This window comes from Cobetia sp. BL01 (genome assembly GCF_056493605.1).
The window spans coordinates 126,674-147,590 of record NZ_JBVBEE010000003.1 but is presented as its reverse complement, the minus strand read 5'-3'; the positions used below and the strand labels follow the sequence as shown (position 1 = coordinate 147,590).

The window sequence follows — 20,917 nt, the reverse complement described above, 5'->3', positions numbered from 1 at the left end:
GACCTAAAGCCGGAAAATCGCTGACATGGATGAGCGAGACCTCGCCTTCTCACCTAAACACAAGAAACAACGAGGCCCCTGCCCAGGGGGCAGAGGCCTCATGTCTTGCACACCGGACGCACACGTCTGGCGCGCACGTCAGGAACAGGCAACTCAAGAGAGGTCGCGGACCTCGTTCTCGATCATCTTGCGGATATGCTCTTCGTTCTCGATCATCGATTCGCCGTCCTCGCGCAGCGATTTCAACAACCCGATCATCATGGCGATCAACACGAAGGTGAACGGCAAGGCGCCGGCGATCGAGGCAGCCTGCAAGGACTTGAGCGCTTGATCTCCCCCCAGCAACAGCAGGATCAAGGTCACGGCGCCCAGCATCATGCCCCAGATGATGCGTTGCTGAACCGGAGGACGACCGAAGGCCAACAGGCGTCCCAGCACCAGGGTGCCGGAATCCGCAGACGTGACGAAGAAGATGATCACCACGAGCAGCGCCGCCACCTTGGCTACGGTCGCGGCGATGCCGGGCGTGAGCACCTCGAACGAGTGGTAGAGGGTTCCGGCGTAGTCCCAGTTGGTGACCGCAGCCGTATAGATGCCCATGTCGGCCCCGTACAGGGACTGATAGATGCCCGCCGAGCCGATGACGCCAAACCAGACCAGCGCCACGATGGAGGGGATCACCATCACCCCGAGAATGAATTCACGGATAGTTCGGCCGCGCGAGATGCGGGCAATGAACATGCCGACGAATCCGGCCCAGGCGATCCACCAGCCCCAGTAGAAGATGGTCCAGCCGCCCTGCCAGATGCGCTCGTCCGGCGTGCGCGCCGTCCACAGTGTCATCGAGACGCCATCGGTGAGGTAATCCCCGAGCGCGGTGATGGAGCTCGCGATCAGATAGTTGGCATCGCTCACCAGCAGGAAGTAGGCAAGGATGCCGAGGCATACCCAGGTATTGAAGGTGGAAAGCAGCTTGATGCCACGTGCCACGCCGCTGGTCGCTGACAGAGTGGCGATGGCGCTGATCAGCAGGATGGAGACCACGGTCACCATCCGCGACTTCTCTTCGATGAGGCCCAGTGACATCAGGCCGGAGCCGATCTGCTCGACGCCCAGGCCGAGCGTGGTGGCGATGCCGAAAATGGTGCCGAACACGGTCAGGATGTCGACGGTATGTCCGATGGGTCCGTAGATACGGTTGCCGATCAGCGGATAGAGGGCCGAGCGCATCGAGAGCGGCAGGCCCTTGCGAAAGGCGAAATAGGCCAGTGACAGTCCGACGATGGCATACATGGCCCAGGCGATCGTACCCCAGTGGAAGACGGTGAGCTTGATGCCACCGGCCGCCGCTTCCGCGACGCGGCTGTCTGGCACCGGGAAGCCTTCGTCCCCCGGCATGAGCCCACTCGCCAAGGCTGCCTGCTTGGCCTCGAAGAAGACGGCGACGGCCGCCTTGATGTCAGCACTCAGAAACGGATTGCCCCCGCTCCAGTCACTCGCGAAGTGGATCATGGGCTCGGACATCGAGAAGAACAGCATGCCCGCGCCGGTACCGCAGCCGAACAGCATCGAGAACCAGGCAAAATTGCTGAACTCCAGACGTTCATCATCGCGCCCCAGCCGGATCTTGCCGACACGCGAACACATCACGTAAAGACAGACCACGAAGGTCGAGAACATGACCAGCACGTAGTACCAGCCCAGGGTGCTCTCTATCCAGGACTTGATGCCCAGAAACTGATCGCTGGCCGTCTTGCCCAACAGAATCGCATAGAGAATGAAGAACACGGTCATGGTGATCGCGGTGATACCGAGCGTCGAGTTGAGTCCCTTCAAGACACCTCGCTGCTCGATCAGTGCATCCAGTTCCTTTCCTTTCAGCATGTTTCTACCTCGTGACGGGTTGTTATTATCGTTTTTCATGACACCGGTATCGTTGTTCATGACAGCGGATACTGGGGCTCAGGGAACCTCAGGCGTCATGGCGACATTGCGGGCAGATCGCGTTCACCTTCGGTCAGTCATGGGCGAGAACCCTGGCAGGAGAAACCACCACGGCATGTCATCTGGCCCCCGCCGGTATGCGACTTTGTGGGGAGAATCCATGCTAGAGGGCCCCCGCTCGCGAGACAAATAAGATCTCGACGTCGCCTGGATAAGCAGAGCTAATGCCTGAGCTGAGAAGACGAGGCCTCAGGTCACGGTCTCTCGACAGATGCACTATCCAGTCCGGCTCATCCAGACAGACAAAAGCCCCCGCGAGTCAACTCACGGGGGCTTGGGGTCTGACGGTCTCCCGCAGAGACTCGCTGTCAGCCGGCAGACTGGGTCAGGCGCAGCTGGTGCAGGTAGTGCATATGGCGCTCGTACTGTTCGAGCAGATCATTGATCACCTGGTCCTTGCTGTAGCCCATCAGATCATAGGACTGGCCGCCTTCCTTGAGGAAGACCTCGGCACGACAGTAATCCTCTTCATCGCCCTCGTCTTCCTGATCCAGATTGAGGTCCGGACGCAGGTGGGAGCGAATGCGCACGCCGTAGATGAAGTCATCTTCCTCGCCATGGCGCGCATTGAAGTAGACGCGATCACGACTGATGGTGACTTCCACCTCCAGCCCCTGACCACGCAGCTCTTCCGCCAGCTCCTGCATGCCCTGCGCGACGGTACCGCGCAGGAACCCCCGCACCATGGCGCGCGTCGGGAAGCTCATCAGGTGCTGGGCACGCTTGCGCCAGTTGCCCTTCTCGCCCATCGGGGTCGCCGCTGCCGTGTTGACGGACAGTGAACGCCGCTTGACGGACTCGAGATTGAGCTGGCGCAGCAGCCCGAAGATCGACGCCAGCAGGATCATCCCGAACGGCAAGGCAGTGGCGATGGTGGCCGTCTGCAGTGCGCCCAGCCCACCGGCCAGCATCAGGACGATCGCCAGAATGCCCACCGCGAAGGCCCAGTAGATACGCTGCCAGGTCGGGGTATCTTCCCGCCCGCCGGAGGCCAGCATGTCGACCACCATCGAGCCGGAATCCGCGGATGTCACGAAGAACACGATGACCATCACCAGCGCGATCACCGAGGTGATGGACGCCAGCGGCAGCTGCTCGAGGAAGGTGAACAGGGCCAGCGAATAGTTGTCGTTGACGGTATCGACCAGCGCCGTGACGTTCTGCTCCATGATCATCGAGATGGCCGTGTTGCCGAAGATGGTCATCCACAGCAGAGTGAAGCCGGCCGGCACGAACAGCACGCCGATCACGAACTCCCGGATGGTACGACCGCGCGAGACACGCGCGATGAACATGCCGACGAACGGAGACCAGGACATCCACCAACCCCAGTACAGCAGCGTCCAGCCACCGATCCAGTCGTTGGGCTCATAGGCATAGAGTTCGAAGGTCTTGCCGACGATATCGGCCATGTAGAAACCGGAATTCTGCACGAAGGCCTTGAGCAGGAAGGCAGTCGGTCCGAGCAGCAACACGAACAGCAACAGCACGACGGCAAGCCCGAGATTGACCTCGGACAGGATGCGGATGCCCTTGTCGAGCCCGGTCACCACCGAGATGGTCGCAAGGCCGGTGATCACGACGATGATCGCCACCTGGGTCCAGTCATTGTTGGGCATGCCGGTCAGGTGCGAGAGCCCGGCGTTGACCTGTGCCACGCCGTAGCCCAGCGTGGTGGCAACCCCGCAGACGGTGCCGACGATGGCGAAGATGTCCACCGCATGGCCGATCGGCCCATGGATACGCTCACCAATCAACGGATACAGCGCGCTGCGCAACGTCAGCGGCAGTTCATGGCGATAACTGAAGTAGGCCAGAATCAGCGCGACGATGGCATAGATGGACCAGGCGTGAAGCCCCCAGTGGAAGAAGGTCAGCTTCATCGCTTCGCGCGCGGTCTCCACCTCTTCAGGGGTTCCGGTCGGCGGATTCAGGAAATGCATCACCGGTTCGGCGACACCGAAGAACATCAGTCCGATGCCCATGCCAGCCGAGAACAACATCGCGAACCAGGTGACGTTGCTGTAGTCCGGCAGCGAGTGATCCGGACCAAGACGAATCTCGCCGTGGCGCGAGAAACCGACATAGATCACGGAAATGAGAACGATCGCGACACACAGGATATAGAACCAGCTGACGGTATTGGTGATCCAATGCTGGACCGAGTCAAATACCGACATGGCCGTGTCCGAGAACACTGCCGTGAAGATCACCAATAGCAGGATGATGGCGTTGGCGCAGAAGAAGACTGGCGGATTGACCTTGGCAAACAGGCCTGAACGAGACTCCTTGCCGGGCTCTCCACCACCCGCAGCAGGGGTTGAACGCATGGGCATTTCCTAGTGGGTGTATTGGCGAGACAGCGTGGGCACTTGATGTCCCCTGGCCGCCTCAACGCGCATATCCATAATGAAAAGTCGTCATCAATGGCGGCGCGGATAATACCACTTGATGGCAACACGCCCAACGCCATGGACACGCCATTGCGGGGTATCACGACATCATCAGATATCATTTCTTTGCGGGTTGCTTGCACACTGAACGAGCGCGGCAGGCGCATAATCGGCGTGACGGATTGATGCAGAGGAGTTGAATGCATGAGCAGAAAAGGATCCACGCGCGGCCTCGCGCTGTCACTTGCCCTGTTGACTGCCCTGCCGGCCGCATCGGCAATGGCCGGTCCGGGGCACCCACGTCTGGATGGCCCGGATATCTTCATCGGGCATGGTGGCCCTGGGCCGCTGGTACGCTGGGCTCCGGGCGGCCCCGGCCACGGGCATGGACTGCCGGCAGGCGCTCGCGGCATCTGGGTTGGCGCCACTCTCTACTACCTGGCGGCGGGCACCTATTACCTCTGGGAGGCCAGCCAGCAACAGTACCTGCCGGTCCAGGCCCCTGCTCCGGCGACACTCTCCGCCCCCGCGGTGGATGTCATCGCCTATCCCTCCAAGGGGCAGAGCCAGGACCAGCAGGCCAGGGATCGCTACGAGTGTCATCGCTGGGCCAATCAGGAAAGTGGCGCGGATGCCAATTCCGCCGCCCCGCCGGTGACCGCCGGCAATGCCGACACCTATCGTCGCGCATTGAGTGCCTGCTTCAGCGGACGCGGCTACAGCGTGCAATGAGTCAGCCGGCACGCGTCATCTCTCCGCGTGCACGCGAAAAGGCCCGCCACCTCATCGTGGCGGGCCTTTGCTTGCCTGCTCGCAGAAGACCTGAAGGCCTGGTGATGTGAGTCTTGTGTCGTGAGTTCTGTGTGGTGAGTTCTGTGTCGTGAGCCTTGAAGCGAAGCGTCAGCCGCGACGCTTCTGGTGGCGCTCACGGTTGTTGTCACGCGCCGCACGGGATTTTCGCAACATCACCAGCGTTGCCCCCAGGCCACCATGACGCTGCGGGGCACTGCTCCAAGCTTGTACTTCCGGCATCTGTTGCAGCCAATGCACCAGGTAGGAGCGAATCAAGGCAGCATGCGATTCGCCATCACGCCCCTTGCCATGGATCACCAGCAGCGAGCGCAATTCACTGCCCCAGGCATCCTGAATGAAGCGATGGACCTCTCGACGACACTCGATCAAGGGCCGACGCATCAGATTGAGCTGTGCCTCAGGGGGGTAGCCGCCCTGACGCAGACGGTCCAGCACGCCCACCTGAATGCCATCACGCCGATACTCGACCGGATCATGCGGCGACAGATGCTCCACGTAACTGTCTGACAACCCATCCAGCTCATTGCCCAGCGCCTTCTGGGCCTCTTCCCGACGGGCAAGCTGTGCTTCGCTCGGTGCCCTGGGCCCCGTGGCCACATCCGCGCGATCCTTGCCACGCGTCAGAGGAGCAACACCTTGCATCTCACGACTGAACAGCGCATCCGCTTCATCAGGGGTGATCTCGCGCGAATGCGCTGCCGACATCATTGCAGGGGAAAAACGTGACATGGCACCCTCCAGTCTTCACCAGGACGTGGCAATCAGGGAGCAGGTCGTCATCAAGACCTGCCAGCGCCCGGGGCGATGGTTGGCCACCCGGGGGCGCAGAGGACGCAAACGACGACGCCCCGAGACAGAGAATGCCTCGGGGCGTCAGCCAAGCTCAAGCGTCCATGCCAAATTCGTGCGTTCACACGTCTGGCGTCATGACAGGATCAGTGACCCGTCTTGAGCTGTTCCCAGTACTTCTGATAGATCGACAGTGCATCGCCGACATCGGTCTGGAACTCGCCACGTGCGAGATCCTGCTGCGTCGGGAAGACCACCGGGTTGTCACGCACCTCGGGGTCCATCATCTCCTTGGCGGCAAGGCTGGGGGTGGTGTAACCCACATATTCGCTGATCTCCTTGCTGACTTGCGGGCTGATCAGATAATCGATGAACTGATAGGCCGCATCGACGTGACGCGCATTGGACGGGATGGCCATGGTGTCCATCCACAGAATGATGCCTTCCTCGGGATAGACGTAATTCACCGGTACGCCTTCCTCATTGGCCTGATAGACCTCACCGTTCCAGATCAGACCGGCATCGACCTCGCCCTGCATGAACGGCACACGCGCCGCATCGGAGTTGAAGGCGCGAACATTGGGCATCAACTCGGTCAGCTTCTCGTACGCCGCCTTGATCTCGTCCGGGTCCGTGGTATTGCCGCTGTAGCCCAGGCTTGCCAGCGCGACATGGAAGACCTCGCGCATGTCATTGGAGAGCAGCAGCTTGTCACGATACTTGTCATCCCACAGATCGTTCCAGCTGGTCAGCGCGCCCTCTTCGACATAGTCCGAGTTGTAACCGATCCCGGCGCTGCCCCACATGTAAGGCACGCTATATTGATTGCCCTTGTCGAAGTCGCGGTCGACCAGGTTGGGATCGAGATCCTTGAAATGGCTGAGCTTGCTGACATCCAGCTTCTGCAGCAGATTCTCGCGCGCCATCTTGTCGATGTAATACGTCGACGGGAAGACGAGATCGTAGCTGTTGTCGCTGTCCAGCAGCTTCAGCTTGGCGTACATCGCTTCGTTGGAATCGAAGGTGGAATAGATGACATCGATACCGGTCTGTTCTTCAAAGCGCTCGATGACCTCATCGGGCATGTACTCCGTCCAGTTGTAGACGTAGAGCACCTTGTCGCTGTCATCCGCGGCCAGAACGGGGGCGGATGTCGCCACGGATGCCAGGCTGACGGCAGCCATCAGGCCAGCGGCGCGCAGCGGGAAACGGGAACCTTGCATGTTATTTTTTCTCCTTGATCAACCACTGGGAAATCACCAGCAGACAGAGTGACAATCCAAGCAGCAGAGTTGCCAGTGCATTCACTTCAGGCTTGAGCCCTAGGCGCACCATGGAATAGATACGCAGCGGCAGTACTTCAAAGGTCGGACCGGTGACGAAGGTCGAGATCACGACATCGTCCAATGACAGGGTAAAACTGAGCAGCCAACCCGAGGCTATCGCCGGCATCAACGCTGGCACCAGCACATGCCAGACGGCCCGTGCTTCGCTGGCCCCCAGATCACGTGCGGCCTCCAGCAATTGCGGATTGATCCCCGACAGGCGCGAATACACCGTGATCACCACGAAGGGCAGACAGAAGGTGGCATGAGAGACCAGCAACGAGAGATAGCCCAGCTGGATGCCCAGGGCGATGAACAGCGCCAGGAACGCGATCGCCATCACGATGTCCGGCATCATCATCACGGTAAACAGCATGCCGTTGAGCAGCGGCTTTCCCCGGAAGCGATAACGGTACAGCGCCGTGGCGGTCAGGGTGCCGATCAGCGTGGCGAGAGTCGCCGCCGTCACGCCCAGCCACAGGGTATTGAGCGCAGCATCCATCAGATTGGCGTTGCCCAGCAGCTTGTCGTACCAGCGCAGACTGAAGCCACCCCAGAGGAACGGATTGCGCGAATCATTGAAGGAAATCCCGATCAACACCAGGATCGGCACATACAGCAGCGTGAAGATCAGCGTCATGTAGCAACGACTGAACACCCGCAGGGGGCGGCTCAGGCTCATAGTGTCACCTCCCGCTTGAAGAGCTTGACGCTGCGGTAATACGCAAGCAGCAGGAAGGCCATCACCAGTGTCAGCATCACGCTGATGGCTGCCCCGAAGGACCAGTTGTTGGCTTCCAGAAACTGCCCCTTGATGATGTTGCCGATCAAGGGGTGACGCGAGCCACCCAGCAGATCCGACACATAGAACATGCCCATCGCCGGCAGGAACACCAGCAGCACGCCGGCGATGATGCCGGGCATGGTCAGCGGCAACACCACATGACGGAAGGTGGCCAGACCATTGGCGCCGAGATCGCGTGCCGCCTCCAGGGTCGGGCGGCTGAGCTGCTCGAACACCGCGTAGAGCGGAAGAATCATGAAGGGCAACAGCATGTAGACCAGCCCGATGATCACCGCCTCCTCGGTATACAGAAGCCGCAGGGGAGTATCGATCAGCCCCAGAGTCATCAGCACATCATTGAGCAGTCCACGGGTCGCGATCAGCGTGCGCAGGGCATAGATGCGAATCAGCGAGTTGGTCCAGAACGGAATGATCACCAGCAGCAGCAGCAGCGGCTGCAGACGGGGGCTGGCACGCGAGATCATCCAGGCGAACGGATACCCGAGCACCAGGCAGATCAGGGTCGTGACCAGGCCGATCCACAGCGAATGGCCAAACACTCCCAGATAGACCGGACTGATCATCTGGCCGTAATTGGTCAGCAAGCCCTGCCAGAGAGTGGCAGGCGAGATGTCGCCACTCAGTAGCTGTCCACTGCCCTCGGGCATCAGGCTGACCAGTACCACCAGCAAGGTGGGGGCCAGTACCAGCACGATCAGCCAGCCCCAGATGATGGTCAGCGTGGCCGTCTTGAAGGGATTGCGCACCACACTCATGCCCTCGCCTCCACGGGGGCATCATCCGGCAGGATGATTTCCCAGTCCGGCACCCAGCTGACCTTGACGCGCTCACCGAGACGATAATCGAAGTCCGGATCATCCTCATCGAAGAACTCGCTGGCCAGCAGCTGCTGACCACTGTCGAGCTCCAGCACCGTATCCAGCGTCATGCCCTTGTAGTTGCGCTCGATGACACGGGCCGCGAAGCCTTCGCTGTCCTCGGCGGACTTGAGTCGCATGTCCTCCGGACGCAGCAGCACCTGCACCGCCTCGCCACCCAGGTATTCGCGGCCGTGGCTGCTCAGTTCCAGCGACTTTCCCAGCACCTCGACGTGGATGCGCCCCGGCGTTGTGGAAGGCCGCTCGACGCGTGCCGCCAGCTGATTGATCTCGCCGACGAAGCGCGCCACGAACAGCGTGCTCGGCGACTCATAGACTTCACGGGGCGTGCCGATCTGCTCGATCCCCCCTTCCCGCATCACGACCACACGATCGGACATGGAGAGCGCTTCCTCCTGATCGTGGGTGACGAAGACGAAGGTGATGCCCAGACGGCGCTGAAGACGCTTCAGTTCATTCTGCATCTGCTTGCGCAGCTTGTAGTCCAATGCCGAGAGCGGCTCATCCAGCAACAGGACACGCGGGCGCTTGATGACGGCGCGGGCAATGGCGACACGTTGCTGCTGGCCACCGGAGAGCTGGTCCGGACGACGGTCGGACAGATGCGCCAATTGCACCATTTCCAGCGCTTCACGCACACGCTCGTGGATCTCGGCCTTGGGCACCTTCTCCATGCGCAACCCGAAGGCCACGTTGTCGTAAAGATTCATGTGCGGAAACAGCGCATAACTCTGGAAGACGGTATTGACCGGACGCAGGTGCGCAGGCGTGTGCTGCAATGCCGCGTTCTCGAGCGTGATGGTACCCGCATCAGGGTCCTCGAAGCCTGCGATCAAGCGCAGTACGGTCGTCTTGCCACACCCTGAGGGGCCTAGCAGGGTCACGAACTCACCATCCTTCAAATCCAGATCCAGGCTGTCGAGCACCTTGCGCTCGCCAAACGTCTTGGTGATGGAGCGCAACTTGACCAGTGGGGTCGTCTCAGGAGCAGAGCTATTCATCGGCAGGGGGTCACCTCCAGCGGGAAACGCGCGCGTCTCCCTGATACATGAAATGGCGCGCCGGAAATGACGCGCCACACTGTCGAGTCTTCTTCGGTTCCTGCGCGGCCTGCACGCAGAAGGTCCAGCTCAGGATCTTTACCGCTGCGCCACGGCGGTCATGCAAGCCGTTGTCCATGCCGTCATGGCGATGCGCGCGGCAAGAAATCCTGAGCGACGAAACATGAAAAGGCCCGTACCGGAGTCGGGCCTTTTGCATTGCCTGGCAGCTTGCATCCTCCAGCCTCAGGCAGGTCGTGAGGTGCGCATTCTGCCCACTCGAGGGCCTGCTGTCATCTCGCATTCATCCTGGAACAACTCACGTCGCCATGGAGGAGGTGGATGACGGATTCGTCGGAAGGGGGTCGCCGGTGTGGGCAGAGTCAGATTCGACCTCACCGACACTGGGCAGAACCTCCACCAGCCCGCAGTCCATGCGTTCCTTCTCGGCCTGACGCGCCTGAGCCAACGCTTCTCGCAACGGCTCCAGACGAGGGTGCGGCGCTTCGCCGGCCTCGCCTGCCGGCAGATCCCAGGGCAGCGCTCGCGCCAGCTCCCAGAGCGTATAGTGATTGAGATCACGTCCCAGCACCCACTGACCATCCTGGGTCTGGCTGGCGATGTTCTCCTCAATCAAGGGCTTGAGTACACGACGATAGCGGCTGCCCAACACCTCGGTCAGGCTGTCATCCGACAGCGGCTCGCCCCGTTCATGCGCATCCTTGAGCAGCATGACGGCCCCCAGGGTCTGCCAGAACGGTGGCCAGCGGTGCCAGTCAGCGTTGGAGCGTTCCCCCATCCAGGCCGCCACTTCCGCCCCCAGCAACACGATGCACCAGGACAGGAAGACCCACAGCAGGAACAGTGGCACTGCCGCGAAGGCACCATAGATGGCCTGATAGGACGGGAACTGCGTGACGTAGAACGAGAACCCGGCCTTGGCCAGTTCCAGTGCCAGAGCTGTCGTCACCGCTCCCACGGCCGCATCACGCAGGCGCACCTTGCAATTGGGTACCGCGGCGTAGATGAAGGTGAAGGCCACCGCGCTCAACAATGGTGGCAACAGGCGCAGCAATACCGCCTTGCCGCCCAGCATCGAGGCCGCTGAATCGAAGAAAGACAGCGAAGTCAGATAGGAAGACAGCAAGAAACCGGACCCCAGCATCAGCGGCCCGAGTGTCAGGACCGCCCAGTACATCAGAAAGCTCGACAGCCCCTTGCGCCCTTCCGGTACCTGCCAGATGGCATTGAACGCCCCTTCGATGGTGATCATCATCAACACCGAGGTGACGAACAGAAAGATGAGGCCCACGGAGGTCAGATTGCGAGCCTGGCCCGAGAACTCATTGAGGTACTCAAGCACCGTCTCGCCGGTGGAGGGCAGGAATTGGGCAAAGACGGTGGTCTGCAATTGCTGCCCGACACCGTCAAAGCTCGGGATGACGGCGAACATCGAATAGATCACCGTCATCAGAGGCACCACTGCGAAGAGGGTGGTATAGGTCAAGGCGGAGGCAGTCTTCTTGCCATCGTGATAGTTGAAACGTGAGACCAGCTTGAGGACGACCCCGATGGCAGGCGTCATCCGCTTGAGTTGTGGCAGTTGTGGCATTCTCATGCGCCCCTCTACAATGGATCCCTGATGTGAAGCTGCCGTCAGGAATCACTGACGGCACAGTCCATTCGCCTTACCGCCTGTCCGGAAACGGAGACAGTCATGCCAATGCTGAAACTCTATCACAACCCGCGCTGCTCCAAGTCACGCGAAACCCTCGCGTTGCTGGAGTCACGCCTGAGAAGCGACGAATTCGAGACCATTCGTTACCTGGACACCCCGTTGAGCCGTGAGCAGCTGAGTGCGCTGGCCGCTCGACTCGAAGGCGGGGCGAAAGCCCTGACGCGAGAGAACGAGAGTGACTGGAAGGCGCTCGCCCTTGAGGAACCCGATGATGCACGACGTCTGGACGCCATCGCTGCCACGCCCAGGTTGATGCAACGCCCGATTCTCGATGACGGAAAGCGCGCCATCATCGGCAGACCACCGCAGGATGTACTCGCCCTGCTCGACGACGCCTGATCCCTTCGTGACCTGAGGACGCCCATGTCAGCTGACACCCATTCCAGTACGTCCCCCGATACGACACCCTATGTGCTCGTGCTTTATTACTCGCGTCACGGTGCGACCCAGACCCTGGCGGAGCAGATCGTCGCTGGCATCGAGTCCATTCCGGGAATCCAGGCCCGCCTGCGCCGAGTCCCCGAAGTCTCGACGACCTGCGAGCAGACCACGCCGGAAATCCCCGACAGCGGTGCCATGTATGCCACCCTCGATGACCTGCGTCAGTGTGCAGGTCTGGCACTTGGCAGCCCGACCCGTTTCGGCAACATGGCCGCTCCGCTGAAGTACTTCCTCGACTCCACCAGCGAGCTGTGGATGAACGGGGCACTGATCGACAAGCCCGCCACCGCCTTCAGTGCCTCAAGCTCACTGCATGGCGGTCAGGAAACCACCTTGATGACCATGCTGGTGCCTCTTCTTCACCACGGCATGGTCTATGCGGGCGTGCCCTACAGTGCCACTGAATTGCTGGAAACCACCCAGGGCGGCACGCCCTATGGCACCACCCATGTCAGCGGCAAGCGCGGTGACAATGACGTGAACGACCATGAGCGACGCCTGGCCGTCGCACAAGGCAAGCGCATTGCGCGTCTGGCCCTCGCCATGCAACCCCTCAGGGAGAACCGATAGATGCGCGCCTGGCTTGAACGAATGGAACGCGAACAGGGCCTCGACACCCTCGAGGCCAAGAGCCGCCGCGGCGTGATCGTGAGCTTCGCGGCCCTGGCCATCATCCTGCTGGTAGGTGGCATCCAGTTGATGGCCCAGAGTGACAATACCGGCCTGGTGCCGTTGTTGATTCGCCTGCTGCCCATTGCCCTTTTCCTGCCCGCCGTGCTGACTCGTCGCGCCCGCGGCCACGTCTGGCTGGCCTTCGTCAGCCTGCTCTATCTCATGCAGGGCGTGATGCTGGCCAGCGTACCCGGCCATGGGGTGATCGGCGTACTGGAGGCGCTGGCGGCACTTGGCCTGTTCCTCGCCAGCATGGCGTATGCTCGCTTTCGCTCGCGCAATCTGAAGCATCAGCCTCAGTCGTGATGCGGGCCGGCACCCCCATGGGGTAAAAGGCCGCCCGACGAGGACCTGACAGATAGCGCCCCCTGGGCGCTATCTGTCATCAGGCCTGGCGCTTTGTCTGCACGACCGGCGATTCATTCGATGTTCCTGTCCCTTCCCTCATTTCTGTCCCTGCCGCTTTCTGTTCCGAGCTCTCCGCTCTCTTCTTTTGTCTTTACTGTTCCCTATTCTCTCTTCTCTCTACTCTCAACCCGCTTTCCGCTTCCAACTTCCCGCCTCCCTTTTCCTCTCCCCCTTTCTCCTCGACCTCAGCGCTTATCCCTTGAAGATGCGCGGAGGATTCCAATGACAGGTCAGCGCTCGACGGTGGCTTGCTGGGCAATTGGCGCTAGAATCCAGAGGATTGCACTGCAGAGTGCCACCTTGGCCGCATCGCCACACCATCATCGTCACGCTATGCTGATGCCTCTGACCCCTTCGGGATCGGGTCGTCACGCAGCCTTGTGTGATGCCAATGCCCATTGAGCCGACAGGAACCCCGTACGCCTCATGCCTACGACACCCACCACCGATGGCGTGACACACACCCTCGACGACGGCGCGCACTCCCTGGAGATGGCCGAGCCTGAATCGATCAACACGGCCAGCGAATGGCTGAGCGCTCGCCAGGCGTGGCGTGAGGCGCTGCGTCAGACGCTACCGGTGATGTTCGGCTATATCCCGCTGGGAGCCGCCTTCGGGGTGCTGTTCACCCAGTTGCCCCTGAGCCCCTGGCTGGGACTCTTGATGTCGGTGATCATCCTGGCGGGTGCCGGGCAGTTCCTGGCAGTCGCTCTGCTGAGCGCTGGAGCGGGCGTCACGGAGGTGGCCGTCGCCACCCTGCTGCTCAACTCACGCCACCTGTTCTATGGCCTGTCATTGCTGGAGCGTTTTCGCGAGGCCGGAATCGCCAAGCTCTATCTCATCTTCGGTCTCACCGACGAGACCTACTCGCTGCTATCCAGCCTGCCGCGCAGCGGTGAGCGGGATGACAAGGCCGCCAGGCGCAATGATCAGCGTCTGATGCTGCGCATTACGGCGCTCAACCAGCTGTGGTGGGTATTGGGGACCGCACTGGGGCTGGCGGCCGGCCAGCTCACCTTCGACAGCAGCGGCATCGAATTTGCCCTCACCGCCTTGTTCGTCGTGCTCGGCATCGAGCAATGGTACGCACTGCGGGAACGCTGGCCCTTCCTGCTGGGCCTGGTGATCACCCTGGCGGGGCTATGGGTACTACCCCATGACCAACTGCTGCTCGGCAGCATCGCCGCGGCAAGTGTCCTTCTGCTCGGCCATTATCTCCATCAACAGCGCTCTCTGAGCGACGGGAGCCGGACACGATGACAACGACCCAGGCACTGCTGCTGATCGGCGTGGCCGCGCTGGCGACCTTCGCGACACGCGTGACCCCCTTCCTGTTTCTCTCACGCCATTCCGCACATCCCTTGATCCTGCACATGGGTCGCTATCTGCCGGCCATCGTGATGGTCGTGCTGATCATCGTGTCCCTGTCTGCCATGTCGTTGCCCGGCGACTTCCCCCGTGATCTGCCCTCCACGCTTGCTCGCAGCGAGCTCTGGCGCGACTGGCTGATGCAGGCCGAGGGTGCCGGCATGCTGATATCCGCCGCCTGCGTGGCCGGCCTTCACCTCTGGCGACGCAATGCGCTGCTCTCCATCGCCGTCGGTACCGGCCTTTACATGGCGTGGGTACAGCTCGGCCCCATGGCACAGGCCTGAGGCCCTTGCGATCTGGCGCTCGACGGTACACAGTCCTTACATTACATGAGCAATTCATCAAGGGAGCCCACCATGAATCGCGATATCGCTGACGTGCGCAGAACCTACTCCGGTGATGGCCTGAATCTTGACAACACCCCGGCCGAACCCTTCGAGCAGTTTCAGGAATGGCTGACCAGCGCACTCTCCGCCGATGACAACGATGTCAATGTGATGACGTTGTCCACCGTCGACAGCCAGGGCAAGCCGCACGCGCGCATCGTGCTGCTCAAGGGATACGATGCACAAGGGTTCATCTTCTATACCAACTATCAAAGCCACAAGGGCAGCGAACTGGCCAATGTGCCGCATGCGGCCTTGACGTTCTGGTGGCCGGCCATGGAGCGCCAGGTCCGTATCGAGGGTCGCGTGGAGAAGGTCTCGGACGCCACCTCGGACCACTACTTCGCCTCCCGCCCTAAGGAAAGCCAGCTGGGCGCCTGGGTCTCGCAGCAGAGCGTCGAGATTCCGGATCGCGACTGGCTCAGCGAGAGACAGGGCCGCTTCGAGAAGGTCTATGCCGACAGTGATGTCCCGCGCCCTGAGCACTGGGGTGGCTATCGCGTGGTGCCCGAGATGATCGAATTCTGGCAGGGCCAGCCATCACGCCTGCACGACCGGGTCCGCTATCAGCGTCTGGATACCGAAGACAATGAGTGGCACAAGGTGATGCTCGCACCGTAATTGGCACCTGATCGCCACACGCTCTCGAAGGCTCCGCCATGGCGGGGCCTTTTGCGTGAAGGCGCCTGCGTGCTGATCGATACACGCATGCCCCTCGCGCCATGCCCCTCACATCACGCCATGCGGCACCCGCGATGCGATCCCATCGACGCGGCATGCGAGATTAAGCATGACTTGCCCTGCGCCGTGCCAGAACAGACAATGGCCGGCTTTTCGGTGCAGGGCATGCTCAGGTCGGCGACAGCTGCACGGCTCATGTCCTGCATACACCGTCACATGTTTACAGGAAGGGAGGCCACATGGCCTGGGACGACAGTGCAACACCCAAGGTGGCTCGTCAGACGCTGGTAGATCGCCTGCTGGCAAGCTACACACCTTCCGATCACCATGGCATCTCGCTGGTGGATCACGCCGTGGTCGGCAATGTGCTCTACACCGTGCTGGAGCATCCCCATGGTCATACCTTCATTCGCCAGCATCTGATGCAGGCTCCCCGACAGGGTGACCCCAGCCGCTGGGAGTACCATATCCGGGATGAAGGCACGCCAGATATTCCGCTGCAATGCCCGCCGGCACTCCTGGCGCAGTCCACTGCCCCCGGTGAGATTGCCGCCCAGTGGCGAGAGGCGACCCGCGCCGCGCGTGAGGATGTCGCGGCGCGCAAGCGCAAGATCAAGAAGCTCAGAAAAGGCGAGCGCCTTGCGGCACTGGATGCCAGCGAGGTGATCTTCGTGCGGGCTTTCACCGCCAGCCTGTTCATCGGGCGAGCTCCCGACGACACCGAGGAGGAGGAATACGAGTATCACTGGGAAGACATCGATCTGCTGGCCTCCCCGCTGCCTGACGAGTGACGGCGAGCTCGTCACCCGCCTTGCCGACCATCACCGTCGAACCGCCCATCGTCATCTGTGAGACCCCATGCAGCCACAAGCCGACCCGTTCATCGTTCCGCCCTGTCATGAGACCTACAAGGTGCTTTACGCGGATGAGGACATCCTGCTGATCCACAAGCCCAGTGGTCTGCTGAGCCTGTCCGGCAAGCATCCGCTCAATCTGGACTCGCTGCACCATCGGCTGGTCAAGGAATACCCGACCGCCAAGCTGCTGCACCGTCTGGATCTCGGCACATCAGGCATCATGCTGGTGGCACTCAACAAGCCGGCCAACGGCAACCTGACGCGCCAGTTCCAGGCCCGGACCATCGACAAGTCCTACCGCGCGATGCTGCTGGGACACGTCGAGCAGGACAGTGGACGGATCTCGCTGCCGATTGCCAAGGACGTGGATCAGTTCCCGTTGCAGAAGATCTGCCATGAGACAGGCAAGACCGCCATCAGTGACTATCGCGTGCTTGAGCGGCTCGAGGCCCCCAGGCGTACCCGGGTCGAATTCACGCCCGTCTCCGGGCGCACCCACCAGCTGCGCATCCACAGCCAGCAGCTGGGCCACCCCATCCTGGGCTGCGATCTATATGCCAGTGATGAAGCCTTCTTCATGGCCGAGCGCCTGATGCTGCATGCCGAGATGATCGCCTTCGATCACCCGGTCAGCGGCGAGCGCATGGAAGTCCGCAGCCCCTGCCCCTTCTGAACGTCTCTGACGTCCCGCATCGGCGAGACGGATAGATGAGACGGATAGACGACCCTGATAGACGAGACGCCCCCGCAGGCAAGCCTGCGGGGGCGTCTCATCTTGATCTTACTCACATTGATGGCAGCCCGAGGGTGGACTAGACCGCTGCCATCACGATGAAGGTTACTGAGCCGTTGCCGGCAGCCACTCATTGACGATATCCGGATGGCTTTCCACCCACGCCTTGGCCGTCTCATAGGGGTCTGCATCATCCTCCTGGTTGTTGAGCATCACCTCGCCCATGTCCGCCGGCGTCCAGGCGAAGTTGTCCAGGATCGCGTAGACCTCCGGCATGTCTTCCTTGAGCCCCTTGCGTGCCAGGGTATGGATCTCCTCGGCACCGCCATAGACACCCTTGGGATCCTCCAGGTACTTGAGGTCCCAGCGCGCGAACATCCAATGGGGGGTCCAGCCGGTCACCACGATATCCCGCTCGCCCTTGATGGCATTGCTCAGCGCTGCGGTCATGGTCGCGCCGCTACCGGTCGTGAGGTCGATATCCTCGAGATCGTAATCCTCGAGCACCTGCTCGGTGAGTCGGGTCAGGCCGGCGCCTGGCTCGATACCGACGATACGCTCATCAATCTCGTCGGCATGCGAGGTGATGTCCTCGATGGACTCGAGCTTGCTGTACGCCGGGACCACCAGGCCGAGCTTGGTGCCCTCGAGGTTGACCCCCAGGTCCTCGACCTTGGGCCCGACCTTGGCCATGTAGTCTTCATGGGTCGTGGGGAGCCACGCACCGACCATGCCATCAGCATCACCAAAGGCGACCGCCTGGAACATCGCGGCGGCGGACAGCGCCTTGAGCTCGACGTTGTAGCCCTGGGCTTCCAGCACCGCTTTCACGACATTGGTGGAGGCGACCTCGGAGGACCACTCGACATACGCCAGGGTGACATCTCCCTTGTCACCTGCCGCATGAGCCGCGCTGACACCGACCACCGAGGATGACATGGCGGCCCCCAGCAACAGTGCCTTGGCGGTGATGGTCAGATGGCTACGTGAAGTACCTTGCTTATTCATCAACTTCCCCTTTATTTGAATCTACTTATTTCTTAGGGCGAGAATTGCCTGATCGCCGATCAGGTCAGCCTTTCATCAATACAGGACCAGCAGAAAGACTGGCTGCCGCGAATGCCGTATCCCCATGCAACGTGTAAAGAACAGGAGAATGTGTCGCGGTGCAGAAATGTGGGCAAGAAACGCCCTGAAGAGATGGGACAAGCCGGCACGACAGGCGGTGCCGGCTTGTGGGTCGAGGTGAGTCACCTCAGGAGCGCGACTTCTTTTCCTTGCTCAAGGTCTGGGTCAGGCGGTCAAGCAGCATGGCCAGGATCACCACCGCGATACCCGCTTCGAACCCATCTCCGGGACGCAGACGCTGGATCGCCTTCCAGACCTCGTTGCCCAGACCATCGGCGCCGATCATGGCCGCGATGACGACCATCGACAGGGCCAGCATGATGGTCTGGTTGATGCCGGCCATCACCGTCGGCAGCGACAGGGGCAGCTGCAGCTTGAAGAGCTTCTGGCGACGGGTGGACCCGAAGGCATCTGCGGCCTCGATCAGCTCCTTGGGCACCTGACGAATCCCCAAGGTAGTGAAACGGATCGCCGGCGGCATCGAGAAGATGACCGTAGCGAAGATCGCCGAGACCGACCCGATACCGAAGAAGGGAATGGCCGGGATCAGATAGACGAAGGCCGGCATCGTCTGCATGAAATCCAGAACCGGCATGATGACCCGATAGAAGCGATCCGACAGCGCCGCCAGAATGCCCAGGGGGATGGCGATGACCACGGCCACCAGCGTCGCGATGACCACCAGGGTGAGCGATTCGATCATCGGATCCCACAGATCCAGATTCCAGATGAGGCCGAGGCCCAGGATGGAACCGATCGCCAGGCGCGTTCCCGCCAGCCGCCAGCACAACAGCGCGACCATTGCGATCAAGGCCCACTGGGGCATCCACATCAGGGCGTCATTAAGCGCACCGATGCCGGTCTCGGTGAACTTGGAAATGGCGCGGGTCACGCTGGAATAATTGTTGGTCAGATAATCCAGCCCTGCCTCGATCCAGTCACCCAGCTCTATCTTCGGAATGGTGAAACCTGTCGATTCACTCATGCATGCGCCTCCCCTGCTTCGGCCAGCTCAGCCAGTACGGATCCCTTGACCACGACTCCCATCAAGCGCGATTGCTCATCCACGACTGCCAGCGGGTGGTGATGGCCAGCAAACATCGCGAACAGGTTGTGCAAGGGCTCATCAGGCGAGACCCGACAGCAATCGGAGTGGATCAGACTGGAGAGATCCGTGAGGTTCTCACGCACGGCACGCTCGGCATCTTCTGCCGTCACGATTCCCAGAACGGTACGGTCGCGGCGCACCACGAAGAGACTGTCCAGGCCGTTTTCTCCCATCTTGCGCAATGCCGTACGGGGGCCATCATCGTCTCGCGCGGTGGCACGGACATCCGTCATGGCGGACTGGGCGGTCAGAATCCGCGACATGTCCACGCCTTCGACGAAGCGCGCGACATAATCGTCAGCGGGCTCGGTGAGAATGGTCTCGGGAGTGCCGATCTGGACGATTTCACCATCCTTGAGCAGGATGATGCGATCACCGATGGACAGGGCTTCATCCAGATCGTGGGTGATGAAGATGGTGGTCTTCTTCATCTTGTGCTGCAGCGCCAGCAGCTCCTGCTGCATGTCCTTGCGGATCAACGGATCCAGTGCCGAGAAGGCTTCATCCATCAGCAGGACGGTAGAATCATTGGCCAATGCACGTGCGAGCCCGACACGCTGCTGCATGCCGCCGGACAGCTGATCGGGGTAGGCATCCTCCCACCCGTCCAGTCCTACCTGCTTGAGTGCATCACGCCCGCGCTGGAAACAGACTTCCTTCGCCTCGCCGCGCACTTCAAGGCCGTACTCGGCATTCTGTTGAACCGTACGATGAGGGAAGAGCGCAAAGTTCTGGAAGACCATCGAGAAGTGCTTGCGACGACAGCGCAGCAGCGATTTTTCATCCAGCTTGGCCACGTCCTGACCGTCGATCAGGATCTCGCCTTCTGTCGGGTCGATCAGACGATTGAGACAACGGATCAAGGTGGACTTCCCGGAGCCGGACAGCCCCATGATGACCAGCAGCTCACCTTCCATCACATCGAAATCGACATTGGACAGGCCCAGTGTCTGGCCGGTCTTTTCCAGAATTTCAGGACGTTTGAGTCCCTGGTCACGCAGAGTGAGCGCCTTGTCAGGCTGGTTACCGAACACCTTGCTCAGGTTGCGCACCCGGATCTTCACATCGCGAGTGTCAGTCATTGGCTTTCCTGTTGTGAGTGCACAGGGAAGCGTGAACAGGCTTGATCAGTCACACGGCAGGCAACGCGCTTTCACGATGTTGCGCCGCTGAGGGTGGCATAGCGCCAATCAGGCCGTCATGCGGGAGATACCCGTCATGACACTGCCTGATACTGAGCAGAATGCCACGTCATTCCCTGCGCCAATTTCCATAAAGGATTCTTATATTTAAAATAATGATACAGAGTTATTGATATTCACTCAAACAACAACACAGGTTTATACG

Annotated in this window: 20 protein-coding genes; 9 read left to right on the top strand and 11 right to left on the bottom strand. The window is 60.9% G+C overall.

Annotated elements, in window-relative coordinates; translation table 11 throughout:
- Nucleotides 1–153: 153 nt before the first annotated feature.
- Nucleotides 154–1,884 (bottom strand): BCCT family transporter, encoded by a 1,731-nt coding sequence (locus ACZYGA_RS06985; RefSeq protein WP_479398696.1) that lies wholly within the window; start codon nt 1,882–1,884, stop codon nt 154–156.
- A gap of 428 nt (nt 1,885–2,312) precedes the next feature.
- A complete protein-coding gene (locus tag ACZYGA_RS06980) occupies nt 2,313–4,334 on the bottom strand; it encodes a BCCT family transporter (RefSeq protein ID WP_077376546.1) in 2,022 nt (673 codons plus the stop codon).
- A gap of 267 nt (nt 4,335–4,601) precedes the next feature.
- Here ACZYGA_RS06980 and ACZYGA_RS06975 point away from each other — a divergent pair, with 267 nt between their 5' ends.
- Entirely contained in the window at nt 4,602–5,129 is a 528-nt protein-coding gene (locus ACZYGA_RS06975) for a hypothetical protein (RefSeq protein ID WP_084208710.1), read from the top strand.
- Nucleotides 5,130–5,297: 168 nt separating this feature from the next.
- Here ACZYGA_RS06975 and smrA read toward each other — a convergent pair whose 3' ends face one another.
- The 6 genes from smrA to ACZYGA_RS06945 form a co-directional block, all read right to left on the bottom strand.
- Nucleotides 5,298–5,939, bottom strand: coding sequence for a DNA endonuclease SmrA (gene smrA, locus ACZYGA_RS06970; RefSeq protein WP_308483181.1), 642 nt, complete (start codon nt 5,937–5,939; stop codon nt 5,298–5,300).
- 206 nt (nt 5,940–6,145) lie between these two features.
- Nucleotides 6,146–7,222, bottom strand: coding sequence for an ABC transporter substrate-binding protein (locus tag ACZYGA_RS06965; RefSeq protein WP_404625495.1), 1,077 nt, complete (start codon nt 7,220–7,222; stop codon nt 6,146–6,148).
- A 1-nt stretch (nt 7,223) separates the two neighbouring features.
- Complete coding sequence (gene potC, locus ACZYGA_RS06960; protein WP_077376552.1) at nt 7,224–8,006, bottom strand: spermidine/putrescine ABC transporter permease PotC; 783 nt, start codon at nt 8,004–8,006, stop codon at nt 7,224–7,226.
- The gene (gene potB / locus ACZYGA_RS06955) at nt 8,003–8,884 is read right to left on the bottom strand and encodes a spermidine/putrescine ABC transporter permease PotB (RefSeq protein ID WP_404625492.1); all 882 of its coding nucleotides are present in this window, start codon (nt 8,882–8,884) and stop codon (nt 8,003–8,005) included. The genes potC and potB overlap by 4 nt, the downstream gene beginning before the upstream one ends.
- On the bottom strand, nt 8,881–10,008 hold the full coding sequence (gene potA / locus ACZYGA_RS06950) for a spermidine/putrescine ABC transporter ATP-binding protein PotA (RefSeq protein ID WP_404625490.1): 1,128 nt from the start codon (nt 10,006–10,008) through the stop codon (nt 8,881–8,883). The genes potB and potA overlap by 4 nt, the downstream gene beginning before the upstream one ends.
- A 358-nt stretch (nt 10,009–10,366) precedes the next feature.
- Nucleotides 10,367–11,665 carry a YihY family inner membrane protein gene (locus ACZYGA_RS06945; protein ID WP_404625489.1) on the bottom strand — a complete coding sequence of 433 codons (1,299 nt, stop codon included), beginning with the start codon at nt 11,663–11,665 and terminating at the stop codon, nt 10,367–10,369.
- 99 nt (nt 11,666–11,764) lie between these two features.
- Here ACZYGA_RS06945 and ACZYGA_RS06940 point away from each other — a divergent pair, with 99 nt between their 5' ends.
- The 8 genes from ACZYGA_RS06940 to ACZYGA_RS06905 all read left to right on the top strand — a co-directional run bounded on the left by ACZYGA_RS06940 (nt 11,765) and on the right by ACZYGA_RS06905 (nt 17,274).
- Entirely contained in the window at nt 11,765–12,124 is a 360-nt protein-coding gene (locus ACZYGA_RS06940; RefSeq protein ID WP_404625488.1) for an ArsC/Spx/MgsR family protein, read from the top strand.
- Between the two features lie 24 nt (nt 12,125–12,148).
- The gene (wrbA, locus tag ACZYGA_RS06935; protein WP_077376567.1) at nt 12,149–12,796 is read left to right on the top strand and encodes an NAD(P)H:quinone oxidoreductase; all 648 of its coding nucleotides are present in this window, start codon (nt 12,149–12,151) and stop codon (nt 12,794–12,796) included.
- A complete protein-coding gene (locus ACZYGA_RS06930) occupies nt 12,797–13,204 on the top strand; it encodes a DUF2069 domain-containing protein (RefSeq protein WP_136937840.1) in 408 nt (135 codons plus the stop codon). It abuts the gene before it with no gap.
- A gap of 528 nt (nt 13,205–13,732) precedes the next feature.
- Nucleotides 13,733–14,566 (top strand): AzlC family ABC transporter permease, encoded by an 834-nt coding sequence (locus tag ACZYGA_RS06925; RefSeq protein ID WP_417286252.1) that lies wholly within the window; start codon nt 13,733–13,735, stop codon nt 14,564–14,566.
- A complete protein-coding gene (locus ACZYGA_RS06920; RefSeq protein ID WP_136937841.1) occupies nt 14,563–14,961 on the top strand; it encodes a branched-chain amino acid transporter permease in 399 nt (132 codons plus the stop codon). Before ACZYGA_RS06925 ends, ACZYGA_RS06920 begins: the two co-directional genes overlap by 4 nt.
- 72 nt (nt 14,962–15,033) lie before the next feature.
- Nucleotides 15,034–15,684, top strand: coding sequence for a pyridoxamine 5'-phosphate oxidase (gene pdxH, locus ACZYGA_RS06915; RefSeq protein ID WP_479398695.1), 651 nt, complete (start codon nt 15,034–15,036; stop codon nt 15,682–15,684).
- A 299-nt stretch (nt 15,685–15,983) separates the two neighbouring features.
- The gene (locus ACZYGA_RS06910; protein ID WP_404625484.1) at nt 15,984–16,535 is read left to right on the top strand and encodes a hypothetical protein; all 552 of its coding nucleotides are present in this window, start codon (nt 15,984–15,986) and stop codon (nt 16,533–16,535) included.
- Between the two features lie 67 nt (nt 16,536–16,602).
- A complete protein-coding gene (locus ACZYGA_RS06905) occupies nt 16,603–17,274 on the top strand; it encodes an RluA family pseudouridine synthase (RefSeq protein ID WP_136937843.1) in 672 nt (223 codons plus the stop codon).
- 165 nt (nt 17,275–17,439) lie between these two features.
- On the opposite strand, the gene ACZYGA_RS06900 is transcribed toward ACZYGA_RS06905, so the two are convergent.
- The 3 genes from ACZYGA_RS06900 to ACZYGA_RS06890 form a co-directional block, all read right to left on the bottom strand.
- The gene (locus ACZYGA_RS06900; protein WP_077376588.1) at nt 17,440–18,342 is read right to left on the bottom strand and encodes a glycine betaine ABC transporter substrate-binding protein; all 903 of its coding nucleotides are present in this window, start codon (nt 18,340–18,342) and stop codon (nt 17,440–17,442) included.
- Nucleotides 18,343–18,589: 247 nt separating this feature from the next.
- Nucleotides 18,590–19,447 carry an ABC transporter permease gene (locus ACZYGA_RS06895; protein ID WP_077376591.1) on the bottom strand — a complete coding sequence of 286 codons (858 nt, stop codon included), beginning with the start codon at nt 19,445–19,447 and terminating at the stop codon, nt 18,590–18,592.
- Complete coding sequence (locus ACZYGA_RS06890; RefSeq protein ID WP_084208718.1) at nt 19,444–20,652, bottom strand: quaternary amine ABC transporter ATP-binding protein; 1,209 nt, start codon at nt 20,650–20,652, stop codon at nt 19,444–19,446. Before ACZYGA_RS06890 ends, ACZYGA_RS06895 begins: the two co-directional genes overlap by 4 nt.
- Nucleotides 20,653–20,917: the final 265 nt, after the last annotated feature.